Annotated in this window: 17 protein-coding genes and 1 riboswitch; of the genes, 11 read left to right on the forward strand and 6 right to left on the reverse strand. The window is 51.7% G+C overall.

Translation table 11 applies throughout. The features are described from left to right. Positions 1-139: 139 nt before the first annotated feature. The 3 genes from AFK63_RS05185 to apbC all read left to right on the forward strand — a co-directional run bounded on the left by AFK63_RS05185 (position 140) and on the right by apbC (position 4,253). Entirely contained in the window at positions 140-1,357 is a 1,218-nt protein-coding gene (locus tag AFK63_RS05185) for an HD-GYP domain-containing protein (protein ID WP_038861867.1), read from the forward strand. A gap of 23 nt (positions 1,358-1,380) precedes the next feature. After that, a complete protein-coding gene (locus tag AFK63_RS05190; RefSeq protein ID WP_038861869.1) occupies positions 1,381-2,769 on the forward strand; it encodes a sensor domain-containing diguanylate cyclase in 1,389 nt (462 codons plus the stop codon). Positions 2,770-3,143: 374 nt separating this feature from the next. Beyond that, on the forward strand, positions 3,144-4,253 hold the full coding sequence (gene apbC, locus AFK63_RS05195; protein WP_038861870.1) for an iron-sulfur cluster carrier protein ApbC: 1,110 nt from the start codon (positions 3,144-3,146) through the stop codon (positions 4,251-4,253). 45 nt (positions 4,254-4,298) lie between these two features. Here the strand turns inward: apbC and AFK63_RS05200 are convergent, their stop codons facing one another. Next, on the reverse strand, positions 4,299-4,730 hold the full coding sequence (locus tag AFK63_RS05200) for a GNAT family N-acetyltransferase (protein ID WP_038861872.1): 432 nt from the start codon (positions 4,728-4,730) through the stop codon (positions 4,299-4,301). 114 nt (positions 4,731-4,844) lie between these two features. Between AFK63_RS05200 and AFK63_RS05205 the strand changes: the two genes are divergently transcribed. The 5 genes from AFK63_RS05205 (at position 4,845) to AFK63_RS05220 (ending at position 10,707) form a co-directional block, all read left to right on the forward strand. Continuing rightward, positions 4,845-6,530: a sensor histidine kinase gene (locus AFK63_RS05205; RefSeq protein WP_038862343.1), complete on the forward strand. Its 1,686-nt coding sequence runs from the start codon at positions 4,845-4,847 to the stop codon at positions 6,528-6,530. Beyond that, entirely contained in the window at positions 6,527-7,252 is a 726-nt protein-coding gene (btsR, locus tag AFK63_RS05210) for a two-component system response regulator BtsR (RefSeq protein ID WP_038861875.1), read from the forward strand. Before AFK63_RS05205 ends, btsR begins: the two co-directional genes overlap by 4 nt. Before the next feature lie 110 nt (positions 7,253-7,362). Next, on the forward strand, positions 7,363-8,907 hold the full coding sequence (locus AFK63_RS05215; protein ID WP_038861878.1) for a methyl-accepting chemotaxis protein: 1,545 nt from the start codon (positions 7,363-7,365) through the stop codon (positions 8,905-8,907). Between the two features lie 209 nt (positions 8,908-9,116). Continuing rightward, positions 9,117-10,109 (forward strand): hypothetical protein, encoded by a 993-nt coding sequence (locus AFK63_RS20195; protein WP_071603652.1) that lies wholly within the window; start codon positions 9,117-9,119, stop codon positions 10,107-10,109. After that, on the forward strand, positions 10,102-10,707 hold the full coding sequence (locus AFK63_RS05220) for a hypothetical protein (protein ID WP_038861882.1): 606 nt from the start codon (positions 10,102-10,104) through the stop codon (positions 10,705-10,707). The genes AFK63_RS20195 and AFK63_RS05220 overlap by 8 nt, the downstream gene beginning before the upstream one ends. Before the next feature lie 76 nt (positions 10,708-10,783). On the opposite strand, the gene AFK63_RS05225 is transcribed toward AFK63_RS05220, so the two are convergent. Both AFK63_RS05225 and AFK63_RS05230 read right to left on the reverse strand, forming a co-directional pair. Then, positions 10,784-12,511, reverse strand: a complete 1,728-nt coding sequence (locus AFK63_RS05225; RefSeq protein WP_038861884.1) for an ABC-F family ATP-binding cassette domain-containing protein — start codon at positions 12,509-12,511, stop codon at positions 10,784-10,786. A gap of 350 nt (positions 12,512-12,861) precedes the next feature. Beyond that, complete coding sequence (locus AFK63_RS05230) at positions 12,862-13,188, reverse strand: RcnB family protein (RefSeq protein ID WP_038861885.1); 327 nt, start codon at positions 13,186-13,188, stop codon at positions 12,862-12,864. A gap of 94 nt (positions 13,189-13,282) precedes the next feature. Here AFK63_RS05230 and AFK63_RS21400 point away from each other — a divergent pair, with 94 nt between their 5' ends. After that, positions 13,283-13,456 (forward strand): hypothetical protein, encoded by a 174-nt coding sequence (locus AFK63_RS21400; protein WP_155884330.1) that lies wholly within the window; start codon positions 13,283-13,285, stop codon positions 13,454-13,456. A gap of 174 nt (positions 13,457-13,630) precedes the next feature. Here the strand turns inward: AFK63_RS21400 and AFK63_RS21535 are convergent, their stop codons facing one another. The 3 genes from AFK63_RS21535 to AFK63_RS21150 form a co-directional block, all read right to left on the reverse strand. Beyond that, complete coding sequence (locus tag AFK63_RS21535; RefSeq protein WP_174514618.1) at positions 13,631-14,092, reverse strand: hypothetical protein; 462 nt, start codon at positions 14,090-14,092, stop codon at positions 13,631-13,633. A 323-nt stretch (positions 14,093-14,415) separates the two neighbouring features. After that, a complete protein-coding gene (locus AFK63_RS21145) occupies positions 14,416-15,087 on the reverse strand; it encodes a YadA C-terminal domain-containing protein (protein WP_071603653.1) in 672 nt (223 codons plus the stop codon). Between the two features lie 8 nt (positions 15,088-15,095). Next, the gene (locus tag AFK63_RS21150) at positions 15,096-16,037 is read right to left on the reverse strand and encodes a hypothetical protein (RefSeq protein WP_144420886.1); all 942 of its coding nucleotides are present in this window, start codon (positions 16,035-16,037) and stop codon (positions 15,096-15,098) included. A gap of 1,253 nt (positions 16,038-17,290) precedes the next feature. Continuing rightward, a riboswitch (TPP riboswitch) is annotated at positions 17,291-17,387 on the forward strand. Positions 17,388-17,420: 33 nt separating this feature from the next. Between AFK63_RS21150 and thiM the strand changes: the two genes are divergently transcribed. Further along, on the forward strand, positions 17,421-18,218 hold the full coding sequence (gene thiM / locus AFK63_RS05240) for a hydroxyethylthiazole kinase (RefSeq protein WP_038861888.1): 798 nt from the start codon (positions 17,421-17,423) through the stop codon (positions 18,216-18,218). Continuing rightward, positions 18,205-19,005 carry a bifunctional hydroxymethylpyrimidine kinase/phosphomethylpyrimidine kinase gene (thiD, locus tag AFK63_RS05245; protein WP_038861890.1) on the forward strand — a complete coding sequence of 267 codons (801 nt, stop codon included), beginning with the start codon at positions 18,205-18,207 and terminating at the stop codon, positions 19,003-19,005. Before thiM ends, thiD begins: the two co-directional genes overlap by 14 nt. Positions 19,006-19,123 lie beyond the last annotated feature (118 nt).

The raw sequence follows: 19,123 nt of genomic DNA on the forward strand, positions 1-19,123 counted from the left end.
GTTATTTACATGCATAAGCAATTACGCATTATTGATAACGTTTATCTGCTGACGCATTCGAGATTTCTTTGATTTGGTTCTGTTTTTGGAATTTGAAAAGGAGGTAATATTTATGATTGGCCCATATTGAGGAGGAGAAATGGTTTTTAATATTGGTAATACATTGATATTTCTATGTAGAACTAAGGAGAGGTTTAGAAATAATTTAATTTTTAATGGAGTCTACGCGTCGTACATTGCTTATCGTCTGTCGTTAATGATGGAGAAAAGTAATGCTTTTTGCCTGCGGGCTTTGATCTGTGGCTTGTTACAGGGTTACACCACGCCTGCCAGGGACAATAAAAAAGCGCAGGACGAGGAAAATCCGTCGCTCAATAACATACAACGCGTAGAACTGAGCGATTGCTCGGTCTTCGAGAGTTTTTCAACGCCGACGCGTTATCGGTTTTATGATTATGATCTTTTGAAAGCGTTAGCTATTTCACAGGAGGATATTTTAATTTCTTCTGTTTTGAAGATAAGTAACGATTTCGATCTGTTTTTGCATAAATCACGCTTGTATGAAAAATTAGAGCATGAGCGAGGCTCTGCATTGCAAGCGAGTTCATTATTTGATGAGTTCGCAATAAGCACGCGCCCTGAAAGATTCTATCCGGGCTTAATGGATGAACTCATGAAATTAACTGAACTGGATGATTTTTGGTTTTATCTGCGTGCTGATTATATTGAAGGGATGATCAGGACGATTAATTTTGATAAATCATTACCTGTCATGAATGATGAGCATACGCTAAGTTTAGCGCGCCTGCTCTCCACCATTGTGGATATGAAAAACCCTCTTACCTATCATCACTCACTCAAAGTCGGCGAATTAGCGAGCTTTATTGGTAAGAAGATGTACCTTGATGAAAGAACCTGCAACCGATTATATCTTGCTGGCTTATTGCACGATCTCGGGAAAATCAATACTGCCGATGGCATACTGAATAAATGTGGGAAACTCACGCCGGGCGAATACAGGACTATTCAGCGCCACGTCACGGACACCCGCGGCATCCTGCGTAGCATAATTATTGATGAAAGTGTGGTTGACTGGGCCGCCGAGCATCATGAGCGTATTGACGGCTCAGGCTATCCCATGAAAAAAACAGGAGAACAGCTCTCATTACCCAGCAGGATAATGGCGATAGCAGATATTTTTCAGGCGCTATGCCAAAAAAGAACGTATCGTGAGGCGCTTCCTCTCGATAAAGTTTTATCAATTATACGGACAGAATGTGCAAATGGAAAAATATGCTCAAGAACCTTTAGCGTTTTCGAAGAAAATGCTAAAGAGTGCTACGAAATCGCTAAATAAAAATTGGTTGTATGAAAATTTCAATGCTTGTTAACAAAAGAAAAAACAAACGATACCTGGTCGGCACTCTCTTTTTTGCGTTTATTTCATTAATGATTCTGGTGGCAATTACATTCAACCACATACGCGAAGTGTGTAACAATACCATTGAATCCGTCACGGAAATTCTGTTACGTGAGCAGGCGATCAATGACAGTATTGCGTCGATGATTTCAACCTCCACGATGTCGCATATGAATAAACACTGCGAATCAAAAGATCTTTTAGGCGCGCTTTATACCAACCGTAACTTTAACGCGCAATCTTGCAGTAAAATAAATGCTGTGACTTTTGTTGAAAATTATCTTTCCAAAAAAACGCTGCAAAACAGATATTATTCGTCGCCAGAATATGGTTTTGTTTATTTTTTCAATGGCAAAAAATATAATAAATTACAGCCTGCGATGTACAGCGACGTCATTAGTCTCACGGGTAATTTTGCACGATTTCTTTCCTATGAGAAAAGGAAAAAAGACATTTTAGATTTTTGGGATAATCACCTTGAATTCAATGAGATTTATCGTGACTCGGTCAGTAAAAATCTGGTGATGACAATTGCAACGCCTGTCACTAACTCTTATACCCGGGAAGTGATTGGCGTGATGTACACGGACATCAGTGAGGAAGAACTGCAGCAGCATGTATTTAGCAGGAATCCTGCCCCGGAATGGGTCAGCGTTACCGCTAATAATATCTCACACGATCGGCCTGGCCGCCTGTGCGCCACGAAGCATTGCGATGTTCATGCATTATCATTGAACGTACTTCGTCAACCGCTTGCGGAAATTTTCATTCTGGAAGCAAAGGTTGATCTCTACGCTTTTATTAAAGAAAATATAAAAACGTTCCTGGCGGTTTTGCTCGCTTTTTCAATTATTGTTACTGCGGTTATAAAAGCAATAAATCTTTTTCTGAACACCCAGAAACATGCCGTCATAGATTCATTAACGCAGGTCTATAACCGTCAGATCATCCCACATCTGTCCGGTAAGGATTATAATAGCCTCGTTATTTTTGATTGTGATGAATTTAAAGTAATAAATGACACTCACGGACATCTGGTGGGCGATGCGGCTTTAACGCATATCGCCAGCATAATTTCAAGTAACGTCAGACATGAAGATGTCGTCGTTCGCTACGGCGGCGATGAATTTATCGTGCTGTGTACGAATGAAAAAATCCATGCGCGGAAAATGGCGGAAAGAATATGTTCAAAACTTAAAGTTAATCCCTTGGTTTTTGGCGATCTGACTTTGCCATTATCGATCTCTTTTGGCGTGGCTGAATTTACGGACGATCTGCACACCGCGCTATACAAAGCAGATAAAGCGCTTTATGCGCAAAAACTGAAGAGCCGCTCTCAGAGGAATTGACGCTAAAACCGCCCATTAAAAACAGGGTTCTTTCGTAAAGGGGCCCTGTTACGAGTAACGACACCGTAAAGGCTGGCTCTATGGTATTTCGTTACAGTCGCCCAGCACATCGCCGCCGGCATCGTAAGCATTATGCTGCCTCGGGTTAAGGCGCCAGCGTGGTTCTTGCATTACGGATGCGCGGATCACATCCTGCGGCGAGACGTAAAATACGCGTCAGCCTTTCTCCGCCGTGCCGGCAGGCATGTACCGGTCTGCTTATAGCGCACGGGAGGCCAACGCCGTCGCGCCGTTTAATATCGTCTTACTCCCCGCGACTCTGTTATGATTCTATGACTGCAATTTTTTAACATCAGAACAACAAAGGAGTCGGGATGAATTCGCAATCCCAGGCCAAATCCCCCGAGGCGCTGCGCGCGCTGGTCGCCGGGACGCTGGCCAATTTCCAGCACCCAACCCTGAAGCACAATCTGACGGCGCTAAAAGCGCTGCATCATGTCGCCTGGCTTGATGACACTATCCATATCGAGCTGCAAATGCCGTTTGCCTGGCGCAGCGGGTTTGAAGAGCTTAAAGAGCAGGTGAGCGCCGAGCTGCTACGCCTCACCGGCGCCAGCGCTATCGACTGGAAGCTCTCGCACAGTATCGCCACTTTAAAGCGCGTGAAAAATCAGCCGGGCGTTAACGGCGTGAAAAACATCATCGCGATAAGCTCCGGCAAGGGCGGGGTAGGGAAATCCTCTACTGCCGTTAACCTGGCGCTGGCGCTGGCGGCCGAAGGGGCCAAAGTGGGTATTCTCGATGCTGACATCTATGGCCCGTCAGTGCCGACGATGCTTGGCGCGGAAGGCGAACGCCCGACGTCGCCGGACGGCACGCATATGGCGCCGATTATGTCTCACGGGCTTGCCACTAACTCCATCGGCTATCTGGTGACGGACGATAATGCGATGGTGTGGCGCGGCCCGATGGCGAGTAAAGCGCTGCTGCAACTGTTGCAGGAAACGATGTGGCCGGATCTCGATTATCTGGTGCTGGATATGCCGCCAGGCACTGGCGACATTCAGTTAACGCTCGCCCAGAATATCCCGGTAACCGGCGCGGTGGTCGTGACCACGCCGCAGGATATTGCGCTTATCGACGCCAAAAAAGGCATCGTGATGTTTGAGAAAGTGGACGTGCCGGTACTCGGTATTGTTGAGAACATGAGCATGCACATTTGCAGCAACTGCGGCCACCATGAGCCTATCTTCGGCACCGGCGGCGCGGAAAAACTTGCGGAAACCTACCGCACCCAACTTCTGGGGCAGATGCCGCTGCATATTACTCTGCGCGAAGATCTCGACCGCGGTCAGCCGACCGTTGTCTCCCGCCCCGAGAGCGAATTCACCACCCTTTACCGCCAGCTGGCGGGCCGTGTGGCGGCGCAGCTCTACTGGCAGGGCGAGGTGATCCCCGGCGACATCGCGTTTCGCGCGGTGTAAAGGGCGATAACCTGCCTGAAAAACGCCTCCTTCGGGAGGCGTTTTTTATGGGTCAGATTGGCGAAAATGCAGCAGTTCGTACGCGCCTTCCGGCGCTTCGCCGCTCGCCTCCCGCACCCAGCCGCGACGCTCATAAAAGCGCAGCGCGCGCGTATTTTTCACCATACATTTCAGCGCGCCGGTGCTGGTAAAGCGCGCCTGTACAGCCGCAAGCAGCGCCGCGCCGACGCCTTTGCCCTGCGCTTCAGGCGCTACAAACAGATGGTGCAGAAAATTATCATTCCCGGCGAGCGACGCGAACCCGAGCCGGTGGTCGTCCTCCTCCGCCACCAGTATGGTTTCGCCCAGCGTGTCGGCGTCGAAATCCTCCAGCCGCCATTCGCTGCCGTCGAGCCACGGCCAGCCCTCGCGTCGGGCGTGTAAATAAATCGTGCGCAGGAAAGGACGATCGCTCTCCTGCCAGGGTCTGATGTTCACGCGCTGCCTCCTTAATAAACGACGCTCACTCACGGTTTTTTGGTTTTCTTCATAGAAAGTTATGGCACAGCAGCGTATTTTACGCGCTCTTAATCGCAGGACCGGAGCGTGGCCGTGTACGAATTTAATCTGGTTTTATTGCTGCTCCAGCAGATGTGCGTGTTCCTCGTGATCGCCTGGCTGATGAGCAAAACGCGGCTGTTTATTCCGCTGATGCAGGTGACGGTTCGCCTGCCGCATAAATTTCTGTGCTACGTGGTTTTTTCCATTTTCTGCATCATGGGCACCTGGTTCGGGCTGCATATTCAGGATTCCATCGCCAATACCCGTGCCATCGGCGCCGTGATGGGCGGATTGCTCGGCGGCCCGCTGGTGGGCGGTCTGGTGGGGCTCACTGGCGGGCTGCACCGTTATTCGCTCGGCGGGATGACCGCGTTAAGCTGCATGGTCTCGACGATTGTCGAAGGGCTACTGGGCGGTATCGTTCACAGCTGGCTGATTCGCCGCGGACGCACCGATAAAATCTTCAACCCGTTCACCGCAGGCGCTATCACGCTGGTGGCCGAGATTGTCCAGATGGGCATCATTTTGCTTATCGCGCGCCCGTTCAGCGAGGCGCTGCATCTGGTGCAAAATATCGCCGCGCCGATGGTGGTGACAAATACCGTCGGGGCCGCGATGTTTATGCGCATCCTGCTCGACAAACGCGCCATGTTTGAGAAATACACCACGGCATTTTCCGCCAGAGCGCTGAAGGTCGCCTCCGCCACCGAAGGGATTTTGCGCCAGGGGTTTAACGTCGAAAACAGCATGAAGGTGGCGCAGGTGATCCGCCAGGAGCTGGAAATCGGCGCGGTCGCCATTACCGACCGCGAGCAACTGCTGGCGTTTACGGGCATCGGCATGGATCACCATCTGCCAGGCAGCCCCATCTCGTCTTCCTGGACGCTGCGGGCGATTGAGTCCGGCGAAGTGGTGTACGCCGACGGCAATGAGGTGCCGTACCGCTGCACGCTGCACCCTAACTGCAAACTCGGCTCGACGCTGGTTATCCCGCTGCGCGGCGAAAACCGCAAAGTGGTTGGCACCATTAAGCTCTATGAGCCGAAAAACCGGCTGTTCAGCTCTATCAACCGCACGCTGGGGGAGGGGATTGCGCAGCTGCTGTCGGCACAAATTCTGGCGGGGCAGTATGAACGCCAGAAACAGCTGCTCACCCAGTCAGAAATCAAGCTGTTGCACGCCCAGGTCAATCCGCATTTTCTGTTTAACGCTCTCAATACGCTGATGGCGGTGATCCGCCGCGACAGTGACCAGGCGTGCCAGCTGGTGCAGTATCTTTCGACGTTCTTTCGCAAAAATCTTAAGCGCCCGACGGATGTGGTATCGCTGGCTGATGAAATCGAACACGTTAACGCGTACCTGAAAATTGAGCAGGCGCGCTTTCAGTCGCATTTGCGGGTAAGCCTGAGCCTGCCTGACGAACTGCGACACATCCGGCTGCCGGCATTCACCTTGCAGCCGATTGTGGAAAACGCCATTAAGCACGGCACGTCGCAACTGCTCGGCACAGGCGAAATCGCCCTGCGCGCAAGCCGCGACGCGCAGCATCTGGTGCTGGAAATAGAAGACAACGCCGGGCTCTATCAACCCAACGCCGACAGCAACGGTCTGGGCATGAGCCTGGTGGATAAACGACTGCGCGCGCGCTTTGGCGACGGGTGCGGCATTTCGGTCGCCTGTGAGCAGGACCGCTTTACCCGAATTACCTTACGTTTACCGCTGGAGGGAACGACATGATTAGCGTGCTGATTGTCGATGATGAGCCGCTGGCGCGGGAAAACCTGCGTCTGCTGCTAAAAGAGGAGCCGGATATCGACGTCGTGGGCGAGTGCGCCAACGCCGTTGAGGCTATCGGCGCGGTGCACCGGCTGCGCCCTGACGTGGTGTTTCTTGATATCCAGATGCCGCGCATCTCCGGCCTTGAGATGATAGGTATGCTCGACCCTGACACCCGCCCGTGGATTGTCTTTCTCACCGCGTTTGACGAATACGCGGTAAAGGCATTTGAAGAACACGCGTTTGATTATCTGCTCAAGCCCATCGAGACCGCGCGCCTGCAAAAGACGCTGGCGCGCATGCGCAACGAGCGGCGTGAGCAGGATATGTCGCCGCTGACCGCCCGCCAGGAGGCGCTGAAATTTATCCCCTGTACCGGCCACAGCCGCATTTATCTGCTGCAAATGGAGGACGTGGCGTTTGTCGCCAGCCGCATGAGCGGCGTGTACGTCACCAGCGGACAGGGGCAGGAAGGGTTTACCGAGCTGACGCTGCGCACGCTGGAGAGCCGCACACCGCTGATGCGCTGCCACCGGCAATATCTGGTCAACATGGCGCACCTCAAAGAGATCCGGCTGGAAGAGAACGGCCAGGCGGAGCTGCTGCTGCGTCATGGTCAGACGGTGCCGGTCAGCCGCCGCTATCTCAAAACGCTCAAAGAAGCGCTCGGATTGCGCGGATAATCACCGGCTGATCACGGCGGTAAAATAAATACCGCCGTTTTGTACATCTTTTTCCTCGCTTGCCGATAACGGAGGATATATCCGTACCAGGCAAAAATGAGGATTTCTTGATGGGCCTGCTTAAAGACTTTTCCATCCGCGCCGTCATGCTGACGGTGCTCGGCGTACTCTGCGTGTTATGGGCGGCCGTGGGCGTCTACAGCGTCTATTCGCTCTCGGCGATGGCCGACGGCAACCGCGTGGACCGCCAGCTGGTGTCGCAAATGACCGTACTTAGCAAAGGTAACGATCAGTATTTCCGCTTCGTCACCCGCTTAACCCGCGCAATGGAGAACGGCGCGCCGGACGCCAAAGCCCTTGAATCCGTCCAGCAGGCGCTCGACAGCATGACGCGCCAGCTCGAACAGTTTAAAAAACTCTCGCCGGGCCCGCTCGATCCGGCCGTGTCGCAGAAAGTGATCGCCGACTGGCAAAAGCTGCTGGATGAAGGCGTGATCCCGCAGATGAAGCTCGCGCGCGAAGGCACGCCAGAGGCGTACCGCGCCCATGCGGGTAAAGTGACCCCGGTCTTCAGCCGCGCGTTTGGCGCGAGCGCCGAGAAATTCAACGCCGCGGCAGGCAGCAAGCTTGACGCCACGCGTGAAAATGTCGACAGCATGACCGCCACCACCAAAACGGTCATTATCATCGCGGTCATCATCGGCCTGCTGCTTCTGCTGCTGACCGACCGTTATCTGGTGGCGCTGCTGGTCAAACCGCTTGAGAAAATCCGCAACCACTTCACCCTGATCGCCGGTGGCGATCTCAGCCAGCCCGTCGAGCCGTTTGGTCGCAACTGTGTCGGGAAACTGGTGCCGCTGCTGACCGCGATGCAGGATCAGCTGCGTGAAGCCGTAAGCGCCATCCGCCACGGCAGCGAGAATATCTGGCGCGGCGCGTCGGAAATCTCCGCCGGCAATAACGATCTCTCCTCGCGTACCGAAGAACAGGCCGCCGCGCTGGAGCAGACCGCCGCCAGCATGGAGGAACTCACCTCCACCGTGCGCCTGAATGCGGAAAACGCGCGTCAGGCGAGCGAGCTCGCGCATGCTGCCTCGGAAAACGCCGGTAAAGGCGGCCAGCTGGCGCAGAACGTTATTGAGACCATGCAGGGGATCTCCGGCAGTTCGAAGAAAATTGCTGACATTACCAGCGTGATTAACAGCATTGCGTTCCAGACCAACATCCTGGCGCTCAACGCCGCCGTTGAAGCGGCGCGCGCGGGCGAACAGGGGCGCGGCTTCGCGGTCGTGGCGGGCGAAGTGCGTAACCTCGCGAGCCGCAGCGCCGAGGCAGCCCGTGAAATCGAAACGCTTATCACCGAATCGGTCGAACGTATTGATAAAGGTTCTGAACTGGTGAACGCGGCGGGCGATTCGATGGCTGAAATCTATCGTGGCGTCTCCAACGTCAGCACCATCATTAAGCAGATTGCTTCTGCTTCTGAAGAACAGAGCAAGGGCATCTCGCAGGTGGGCCTTGCCATCACGCAGATGGATACCGTTACCCAGCAGAACGCCTCGCTGGTGGAACAGGTTTCCGCCGCCGCGGCTGCGCTGGAGCGCCAGACCGAAGAACTGCAAAGCACCGTGCAGAAATTCCGCCTCTCTGCCTGATCTCGCACTCTGTCTCATAAAAAAAGCCGCCCGTGAGGGCGGCCTTTTGGTTTATTCGTATGGAACGATAACTGCCTGCTGACGTTTAACTTTAGCTATGAGATAACTCACATAAAAGAATCACATAGCTTTTATTGAGAATATTCTTAATTTTTTTGTTGGGATAAATTTATAGCCTTTCACTACCACAAACCCTGCAAGGAAAAGCCATGTCAGATTATTTATCAGGGATGAAATCACCTGACAATCTCCCTTCTTTCACTAAGCCAGTAACATGGGGCGGTCCGGGTTTAGTCGATTTTGATTTTGATGCGTTAGCAAAAGAACTGGCTCGTACACGTGATTTTAGCCGCGTAGGGATCATCTATTCCAACGGAATCAGCGAATGGCTTGTAAGACCTTCACGACGTATCGCGACGCCAAATCAGACTACGGTAAGCCATGTCATTGTTACTAAAGTAAATGATATATCACCCCAGAATGCGGCAAAAGCAGTTACAAAAACGTTGCAGACTCCTTCACTTACAACAGAAATAACTTCTACGGCAATATCTTGTGGAGCGTTAGTTGCGACAGCATTTATCGCAGTAAGTGCAACGCTCGTCATTCCTTTTACTGCAGGGGCGACAGGTATTATCGCGGGAATTATGACTGCAGGGACAGTTGCTACAGGTTTCCAGTGCGCAGTAGGTGTCGGTCGCTTATTCGCGATGGGATACGGTTATGAGGAAAATGTTGCCTGGTTAGATTCTCAGGATTGGTATACCTCTACGATGACAGCGTTAGATATAATATCTATTGCTGGAGCAAGCGTTGCTCTGAGAAGTACAATAAAAGCCTATATGGCGATGAAAACAGGTTCCTCAGCGAAAGCCCTTGACTGGCTCAGGACGTTGAGCAGGCATGAACGTAAACGAATAACTATTGAGATCATACGCAATAGAAATCCCGGTATTTCTAATGATGGGATTAAAGCGTTAATTAAGGCGGGTGCTTATCCAAGCCGATACCCTACTGAAGCCTTACAAAAGAGCTTGCAACACGAATTAATCAAAGCATTTAATAATGCCTCTGCTTTTGCTGGGAGTGCCGTTTCCGGTACTATCAGAAATCCGCAAAATTTACCTAAATCCGGCCAGTTTGTTATTGGTCTTATCCAGTCGTTTTCACTGGCAGGGAGTCGTTGGATCAAGGATGTCTAATTATTTAAAACAAAGCATTGAGTTGGGCCGTTTTGTTGAAAATGGCCTTAAAACCAGGCGAACAGACGCACTTGAGTTACTTAAGGCGCAACTTAAAGAAAAAGTGAGCTTGCCAATGGGCTGGCAACGCTTTGGTTTTCCCTTAATTTTCAGCATGGCGTTGTCGGTAGTAAGTTTCGCCATTCCACAAGTTTATTTTTGGGTGGCTGTTTCGCATAGCCTGTCGTTGCCAGAACCCACCTTTATTATTGGTATGTTGATAACTAACTTACTATTTTGCCTGCTGATAATTCCAGCAATGATGTGGATAGCAAGGGGATATTTACGCGCGTTACAGCTTTATCTGGGACTCATTTTTGTTGCACTTCTGGCCAGCCTGATTTTTTTTATTAGTGTCATGCTATCTCTTCACTCGCCTGGTGATGTCGGGCGCTGGAATATTTTCGGGTCACTGTCGGGAATAACATTAATGGCGCTTAGCGTACGTTGTGTTAATAGCGAATCCTTCGTTAAAACGATTGCGCTTGGCCTGCATAATCGTATCTTGCGCGAACAAACTTCTTTGCACACACATCAGTTCAATGAAATAAAGCAGTAACAGAGCCTGTGACAGGGAAAACGTCATAGTACTTACCGCCACATAAAAAAGCCGCCCGCCAGGGCGGCCTTTTGGTTTATTCCAGCCCCAGCGCGGCGCTGATATGCGCTATCTCCTGACGCCACTGCGCCTGTAAGGCGGGTTTTTGATGACGCGGTTTGCGTGCGAGATCGGCGGTTAGCCGCGCTTCCAGCTCGACTAACCGCTCCAGCAGATGCGTGTCGTGCTCTGGCTCCGGCGTTTCCAGAGCAGGGGTTGCATTCGCCGGGGCAGCCTCCGTGGCCGCTGGCGCTTTACGCAGTCGCGCCAGCAGCGCCTCCATATTATGCCACTCGCTGAGAACGCCATCTTCAACAAGCCAGAAGCGGTTACAGCTCGCCTCCAGCAGTGTCCTGTCGTGCGTCACCAGCAGCAGCCCGCCCTCAAAGGTTTGCAGCGTCTGCGCCAGCGCCTCTTTGCCTTCCATATCCAGATGGTTGGTCGGTTCGTCGAGCATCAGCAGCGAATAGCGCGCAAGCGACAGGCCGACAAACAGCAGGCGTGAGCGCTCGCCGCCGCTGAGCGTCCTTACCTGCTGCCCGTGGCGCGCCCACGGAAAACCGGCGCTGATGAGCGCCAGCTTGCGCGTTTGCAGTTCCGGCGCAAATGGCGACAGCGCCTCCAGCAGCGTGGCGTCGTCAGGCAACTGATACAGCGACTGGTCGTAATACCCGAGCGACACGCGCGGATGAAACGTAACGCCCGGTGTGGCCGCCTGCGCCTGCCACTGCCGCCACAACAGGCGCAGCAGCGACGATTTGCCGCAGCCGTTATAGCCGAGCAGCGCCACACGATCGCCGCTTTTAATACGCGCGAGCGGCAGGGTAAAGAGCGTCGGTGTGCCGGGCGCGGCGCTGACCGCCAGGTTTTCCATCTCCAGCAGACGATCCGCCGCCAGCGCGTCGCCGGCAAGCGTCAGTTGCCAGCGGCTGCCCTGCGCCAGTTCGGTTTGCTCCTCCTTCAGACGCGTGACCTGTTTTTCCATCTGTTTGGCTTTGCGCGCCAGATCTTCGTTGTCATACACCTGGCCCCAGGTGGCCAGCCGTTTCGCGCTGGCCGTGACGCGATCTATCTCTTTTTGCTCCGCTTTACGGCGCAGCGCGTCGCTGTCGTCACGCGCCGAGAGCGCCGCGCGTGCGGCAGTGCAGGGGAGATCGAACGTGTGCAACTGGCCGTCGCGCAACACCCAGGTGCGGTTGGTGACGCTGTCCAGCAGCGCGCTGTCGTGGGAGACCAGAATAAAGCTGCCGTTCCAGCGCGACAGGAACTGTTCCAGCCACAGCAGGGTGGGCAGATCGAGATGGTTACCAGGCTCGTCGAGCAACAGCAGATCGGGCGAGACAATCAGCGCGCGCGCCAGTAACAGCCGGGTATGCTGACCACCGCTCAGCGATCCGGCGGTCAGCGTCCAGGCCGATTCGGCAAAGCCCATGCTTGCCAGCAGCGCCTGCGCCCGCCAGGCGTTACTTTCCCGCTCGGTTTCAGGCAGCCGCGCCAGCAGCGCCTCCAGCAGGGTCTGATGATGCAGCATCCCGGGCAGATGCTGCTCCACGCGCGCCAGCAGGCATCGCGCCGCGCGCGTCACGACGCCTTCGGCAGGCGAAATTGTGTCGTCCAGCGCTTTTAATAGCGTGCTTTTCCCGCAACCGTTATGGCCGATAAGCCCGATACGGTCGCCTTTTTTCAGGGTGAAAGAGACAGAGTTCAGCACCGGGCCGAACGGAGAATCAATACGCAGAGATTGCGCAGTCAGTAATGTGCTCATCGCTTACTCAGAATTTTCAGGCGCAGAAACGCCTCGTCAAACATCGCTGACGATAATCTGGTAAGCCCTGGGAAGGGATTAGGTGATGAGATCTTCGCTCAGGGTCCAGTTATCGCAGCACGATACCGGTGATGCCTGAGCTCTGGCGATCGCCAAAATGATGTGAATAGTCAAACAATTCACAGCACAGCATAAGAGTCCTCCTTTTATATTCATCAGGTTAATAGGTAGAGCGAGTGTAACGAGCGGCGTGTTTTTTCGCCACTCCTGTTATTAAGGGGGGTTGTTCGCTGGATTCCGGGAGGGAGAGAAAAGCGCCTGAAACCCCGCAAGCGTTTCAGGCGAGGGCGTTAGCGGTGATAGAAGATGTCGCCGTTCATGGCGCGCACGACTTTGCCTTCGGCGTCGGTGATAAGCACGTAGTAGCCGCCCATGTAGGTCCAGTGGGTGCCCGCTTCCGGCGCGGGCAGGTTGCGAATTTGCCACTGTTTAATGTTGTACTGTTCGGTCCGGTAGAGATCCGGCACCACGTCGCCAATGGTGAATTTACGCGAATCGGAGATAAACTCTTTTACCTCATAGCCATCAATGGTTTTCGGTTTTACACCGTCTGCGGCGAATGCAGAAGCCACCGACATCAACAGCACTCCCGCTACGATCATTCTGGTTTTCAACATACCTTCTCCACATGTCAGGGCCCGCGCCCCGTTGATTTCTGTTACCGTCAGGCCGCCATCTTCCAGCGCCATCGCCCGTGGGGCAAGGCTAATTATGTATAAAAAAATGAAGCGGATAGCAATCGGCGCAGGGCGGATTCGCCAGGGGATTAACGAAGATATTAGTGGCGTTAGCGCAGCGGCTGCGAAGAACGACGTGCCGGGTTCATCCGGGCTTTACATCTTTTCGAAGCTAAAAGCGCCAGAAAGAATTTCAGGAGAAGCTTAACAGAACAATCCATTGTCTTATTGTTTCATCGTGACATCATTATAAATAACAGTGGTTCCTTAACAATTAACTGTGGCAGAATAGACAGCACTTGAAATTAACAAATCAAAAATAATTACCTTAGGTATGGCGCCTTATATAAAAACCCTGCATAATAGCAGGGCTGTTAAATCATTACTTTATTAATTGACTATTTACTACCACTTCATTTTCAACTATCAAACGTAAACTATAATTGCCTTTATGCCACTCTCCATTGTCAGGCTTCCAACCTTTGGAAAGTAAGTATTCAGCAGCATCAGAAATAGGTTTATTCATTACATGATCTGCTTCACTGGCAATCTGCTTATAACTTCCACTTGCTTGAGGCGCTTTTACATCACATTCACCATTAGCATCTTGCACTTGTGTACATCCTTCAGGTAAGTGCTTGTGAACTGATTGTGCATATTGTTTAGCTGCATTATCAAGGGCTTGTTTTTCAGCAGCAGCATAGATATTCGATTGTCTGTTTTGCTCTGCAAGATAGCATGTGTCTCGGCTAATACCCTGTGCTTCACATTTAGCCATACGATCAGCAGCAGAAGAACAGCCAGCCAGAGTTACAATTATCGCAAGCAAGGTTAACTTTTTCATTTGAACACCTCAACTATCACTATTAATATTATCATTTCAACTATTAATATGACCAGATTCAAAGTTACATTTAAGCTAGTCATTCATACAGTTTGAATTATCGTATGAAATATAAGAATCATACATGGTGCCTATCCAAAAACCAGTAAGCACTAATGCAAGCGAAACGAGAGCAGAAAGAAGGATGTTTTTAATCATGTTTGCTTTCATCAAAAGAATATAGAAAAGAAGCCGGTCCAACGCTATGTAACTGACAAATCCACACCAAGAGTGCCAGACAGACTTCTTATCTATACGCCCCATTATTGAGGCGTAAGATTTGATTACCAACCGAAGGAAACACCCGCGCCTACAGTAGCACCGCCATAAGATCCAGCACCTACAGAAGCTTTAGTTACTACATGCTCAGAGACCCGAGCAGAGAAACCAACAGCTACAGCACCTTCTGCATCATTGCTGCCAACACCAACCCCTACAGAGTAGTTTTGAGAGTCGGTTACTTGTGGGATGTTAGACATTGCAGCTACAGAAGCAATCCCCACAGCAGCGCGTTTACGGTTAGACTCAACATCGCTTTTCAGACTACGGAAAGCGTTATTACTCTCACTCTCCAGCGCCGTGATCCGTGATTCATGATTAGCCAGTGTGTTAGCGTGAGACTGAACAGCAGCGCTATTAGCTTCACTACGAGCTTTAACATTAGCTACAGCAGATTTATTAGCAGCGGCTGCAGTTTGAGCGTCTACGGCTTGTTGTTGAGCGTATACGCTATTTGAGTAAGCGTTATTTGAGGTAGTTTTAGTAGTCGCTATTTTAGATGGTTTTGCAGAGATAACAATCTCTTGTTTGTTAGTGGTTGCAATACCATTTTTAGCATTATCTTCAATGACATCAGTAGAAGTAATAGCTTTGGTATTATCAACCTGAACGATATTCAGTTTTGGTTGTTCAACCTTCGGATAGATTGTTTCACTAGTAGTTGTAGCTTTGACCAATGTAGTGTTTACAACCGGAGTATCAATATGATCTGGTTTGTTAACTGTGTAATGGTTTCCTTAGTCGTTGGCTCACTTTTCACTAAAGGAGCCGAAACATCTGGAGTATCAACACGGGCAGGTTTGTTCGTGGTCACAATAGTTTCACTGGTAGTTTCAGCTTTAACCAGTTGAGCCGGAGCAGCTACCGGAGTAATAACATGTGTCGGTTTATTAACATTGGTTATTACTTCATTATTAGTATATGGCGTAACAGGGTTGATAGTGTCTGTAATCACTTTATCAGTTACATAGCTCTGTTTTACCGGTATGACTTCAACTTGTAATTTAGTTGGCGTGGCTACAGGTTGTTTAGCTGGAGTGAGGTTAACCATTTGCATTACTGGTGCTTGTTGCTGTTTAACCGGAGCGCCATAGATAGCCAGTGGTGCAGGAGCTACAACTTTAAGCGGTACAGGCATTTTGTCAGGAGTAGCTTGCGGCAGTGGCTGAGGGATAGCCATATGAGCCGGAGGAACAGGCATCTTAGACGGTGTGCCGTAGATAGCCAGCGGAGCCGGAGCTTTGTTATAGGCAGGAATTTTAGACGGTACAGGGATGCCATTCGGATCGTGTTTAACAATGGCAGGCATCGGTTGTTTGCCCGGAATAGCATCAGGTGCAGCAGTCGGAACTTTATGCGGAGCCAATACAGGATACAACACCCCATGAGCATGACCAGCCGGAGCGTAAACAGAATCAGGAGCGTTATCAGCCTGATTCATGGCGCTGTTAAAACGGCTGATATGATTCAGTTGCGCGTTAAGCTGTGAAGCATTAGCGCTTACAGTTTCGTAGCCGTATTGAGTTTGAGCGGCATTAACAGATGAAGCCGCGATAGCGCCAAGTACAGCAACAGCAACTACAGTTTTCACATTTGAAGTTTTCATTTTAACCATCACCATTAACATTATTGATTTATTGAAAGCGGTTTCGCTTGCAAGCGCCTTAAACAGGCTTTGTCTCTATTAAAGAAACGCACTTAATTTATGAAGCGAACTATCCCGTATGGAAACGATTACAATTTTGACGTAGATCACAAAAAGTATTGGTTGATGAATATTTCGTTGTATTAAAAACGAGAAGTATTGAAAAGATATTTCGAATGAAAGACAAAGCTGGATTAACGATGGTGATTTCTATTCTCAATATACTTGGTTTACTAGTACGTTATTAAAATACCTTATAAAAACGATATGCGTTTATAGCAGATAAATACATATTGGTAGTGTGATCGTCCATATGCACAGAGGTAAGATGTAGAGTTGTTAGCGCTCTGGCTTTAAAAAACCACAGTATGAGAGTGACGATAAGAGGAAGAACATTAAAAGAGAACCGATAAGGAAGGCCAAAGAAAGGTTAATAATTTTCATATACTACTTTCTTTCCCTCTTCTTCTACTAGCGGTCTGTTGTTCTTAGAGTGAAGCTTGTAGGAAACTGTAAGTTTCTTAGGTATAGGAAATGTTTTAGGGAAATACTGCTCTAATATTTAAATTTAACGTTATTGTAATGATTATATCGGTATTAAAATTGATGTTTTATAGCCTTAGCTATGTATAGCATCGCTTAACACAGCAGTTATACGGGGAGCGTTGCGCCCCTCCAGGCTCCCGCGAAAGCTAACTAAACCCCCGTCAGGGGGTTGGCTTGCTCTTCCTGAGCTAAGGCTATAGTAAATTAATTACTTCCCAATTTAATATTGGAGATTGAAGCAATGACACCCAATAAATATATATTATTAACCTGGCACGTAAAAAGAACGCAGCTAAAGCATTAGTTAAGTCTGGAACATCAAGAATATCAACATAAGTTTCTGGCAAATCTGAAAACCTTGCTTATACGGTTATGTTGTGACGTTTTTGGTCTTTAGTATTTTCTCCCTTTTACTGGCGTTGTTTGTCTTTTGCTCCTGTCTTGCGTGAAGAAGGCAATGCCGGACAGGGCCAGTAATTGGAAGCTTGCGACAATGACCACTTTCCTACGCTTTGTACACCCTAAGCGGAATACAAGCGGATGAACTCATTAAAGCGCTTGATTACGTGATGCAGCTATTTCGAGTGTGATAACTGCTGTGATAAATCGAAAAATCTTGCACCCTGCCTACGGCCCCGGTTACACTAAGAACTTACAACTTGTTTGTGTGTAACTCATTGTTTTGTAATTGATTTGACTCGGGGTGCCCTTCTGCGTGAAGGCTGAGAAATACCCGTATTACCTGATCTGGATAATGCCAGCGTAGGGAAGTCAGATGCCTGTCCGGTATCCCGTCTTCGCGCCTGGCAGGAGAGAATCATGTCTTCTGACCTGCTTTGCGGCACCCATGCCGCGCCTGTTGTCACTCAACTTTGCCGTCACGCTCCGCTGGTTCATTGCATCACTAATGATGTGGTGCAAAATTTCACGGCTAATGTCCTGCTCGCACTGGGCGCCTCGCCCGCAATGGTTGTGGATGCCGACGAAGCCGCGCAGTTCGCGGCCATCGCCGATGCCCTGCTGATTAATTTAGGTACGCTCACGCGCCCGCAGCAGCAGGGAATGCGCGCGGCTATCGACAGCGCCCGTGCGGCGGGAACGCCCTGGACGCTCGACCCGGTCGCGGTCGGCGCGCTGACGCTTCGCACGGACTTCGCGCATGAGATTCTGGCGCAAAGGCCCGCGGCTATCCGCGCGAACGCATCGGAAATCCTCGCGCTGGCCGGTGTGAGCCGTGGCGGACGCGGCGTTGATGCCACCGAGAGCGCGCATCACGCCCGTGAAGCCGCGGCTGTGCTGGCTCGTCGCAGCGGCGCCGTCGTCGCGGTGACCGGCGAGGTCGATTACATCACCGACGGCGAGCGTATGCTGGCGGTCAACGGCGGCACCACGATGCTGACGCGCGTGGTCGGCACCGGCTGCGCGCTCTCGGCGGTAGTGGCCGCCTGCTGTGCGCTGCCGGGCGATCGTCTTGAGAATGTCGCGACGGCCTGCTGGCTGATGAAGCGCGCGGGCGAACAGGCGCTTGCTGTCGCGAAGGGGCCGGGCAGTTTCGCGTCCGCATTGCTCGACAGCCTGCATGCGCAGGCGTTCGGAGGTCACCATGCAACGCATTAACGCGCTGACTATCGCTGGCACCGACCCGAGCGGCGGGGCGGGTATCCAGGCGGATCTGAAAACCTTTTCGGCACTGGGCGCTTATGGCACCTCGGTCATCACCGCGCTGGTGGCGCAGAACACGCGCGGCGTGCAGTCCGTGTACCGCATTGAGCCGTCGTTTGTCGCCGCCCAGCTCGATTCGGTGCTAAGCGACGTGCGTATCGACACCACTAAAATCGGCATGCTGGCCGAAACGGACGTGGTTGAGGCCGTGGCGGAGCGGCTCTCGCGCTACCGGGTGCGCAATATCGTGCTGGATACCGTGATGCTTGCGAAAAGCGGCGATCCGCTGCTGAGCCCGTCGGCGGTGCGTACGCTGCGTGAACGGCTGCTGCCGCAGGTGGCGATTATCACGCCAAATCTGCCGGAGGCGGCGGCGCTGCTTGATACCGCCCACGCCCGCAGCGAGGCGGAGATGCGCCAGCAGGGCGAGGCGTTACTGGCGCTCGGCTGCGGCGCGGTGCTGATGAAAGGCGGCCATCTCAATGATGCCGAAAGCCCGGACTGGCTCTTTACCCGCGACGGCGCCACGCGCTTTACTGCGCCGCGCGTGGCGACGAAAAACACGCACGGCACCGGCTGTACGCTCTCCAGCGCGCTGGCGGCGCTGTACCCACGCCACTATGACTGGGTCCAAACCGTGACGGCGGCGAAAGCGTGGCTGACAAAAGCGCTGCAACAGGCGGATAGTCTGGAAGTAGGGGAGGGGATCGGGCCTGTCCATCATTTTCATGCATGGTGGTGAACCGTGCCAGCAGAATAAACTGAAAATGCGCTCAGGTCTGGCAATCTGTGCTATTCAGTACCAGGCTTAGACTGCCCGGTTAGCGGGTGGGTAAGGATCTTTTCGTCCGGCGGGCGTC

Source organism: Cronobacter muytjensii ATCC 51329 (assembly GCF_001277195.1).
Classification (GTDB): domain Bacteria; phylum Pseudomonadota; class Gammaproteobacteria; order Enterobacterales; family Enterobacteriaceae; genus Cronobacter; species Cronobacter muytjensii.

Bases quoted from the DNA above. Each gene is read 5' to 3' on its own strand.
- AFK63_RS05185 (WP_038861867.1), top strand. From the start codon at position 140: ATGGTTTTTAATATTGGTAATACATTGATATTTCTATGTAGAACTAAG.
- AFK63_RS05190 (WP_038861869.1), top strand. From the start codon at position 1,381: ATGCTTGTTAACAAAAGAAAAAACAAACGATACCTGGTCGGCACTCTC.
- apbC (WP_038861870.1), top strand. From the start codon at position 3,144: ATGAATTCGCAATCCCAGGCCAAATCCCCCGAGGCGCTGCGCGCGCTG.
- btsR (WP_038861875.1), top strand. From the start codon at position 6,527: ATGATTAGCGTGCTGATTGTCGATGATGAGCCGCTGGCGCGGGAAAAC.
- AFK63_RS05215 (WP_038861878.1), top strand. From the start codon at position 7,363: ATGGGCCTGCTTAAAGACTTTTCCATCCGCGCCGTCATGCTGACGGTG.
- AFK63_RS20195 (WP_071603652.1), top strand. From the start codon at position 9,117: ATGTCAGATTATTTATCAGGGATGAAATCACCTGACAATCTCCCTTCT.
- AFK63_RS05220 (WP_038861882.1), top strand. From the start codon at position 10,102: ATGTCTAATTATTTAAAACAAAGCATTGAGTTGGGCCGTTTTGTTGAA.
- AFK63_RS05225 (WP_038861884.1), bottom strand. From the start codon at position 12,511: ATGAGCACATTACTGACTGCGCAATCTCTGCGTATTGATTCTCCGTTC.
- AFK63_RS05230 (WP_038861885.1), bottom strand. From the start codon at position 13,188: ATGTTGAAAACCAGAATGATCGTAGCGGGAGTGCTGTTGATGTCGGTG.
- AFK63_RS21400 (WP_155884330.1), top strand. From the start codon at position 13,283: ATGTATAAAAAAATGAAGCGGATAGCAATCGGCGCAGGGCGGATTCGC.
- AFK63_RS21535 (WP_174514618.1), bottom strand. From the start codon at position 14,092: ATGAAAAAGTTAACCTTGCTTGCGATAATTGTAACTCTGGCTGGCTGT.
- AFK63_RS21150 (WP_144420886.1), bottom strand. From the start codon at position 16,037: ATGTTAATGGTGATGGTTAAAATGAAAACTTCAAATGTGAAAACTGTA.
- thiM (WP_038861888.1), top strand. From the start codon at position 17,421: ATGTCTTCTGACCTGCTTTGCGGCACCCATGCCGCGCCTGTTGTCACT.
- thiD (WP_038861890.1), top strand. From the start codon at position 18,205: ATGCAACGCATTAACGCGCTGACTATCGCTGGCACCGACCCGAGCGGC.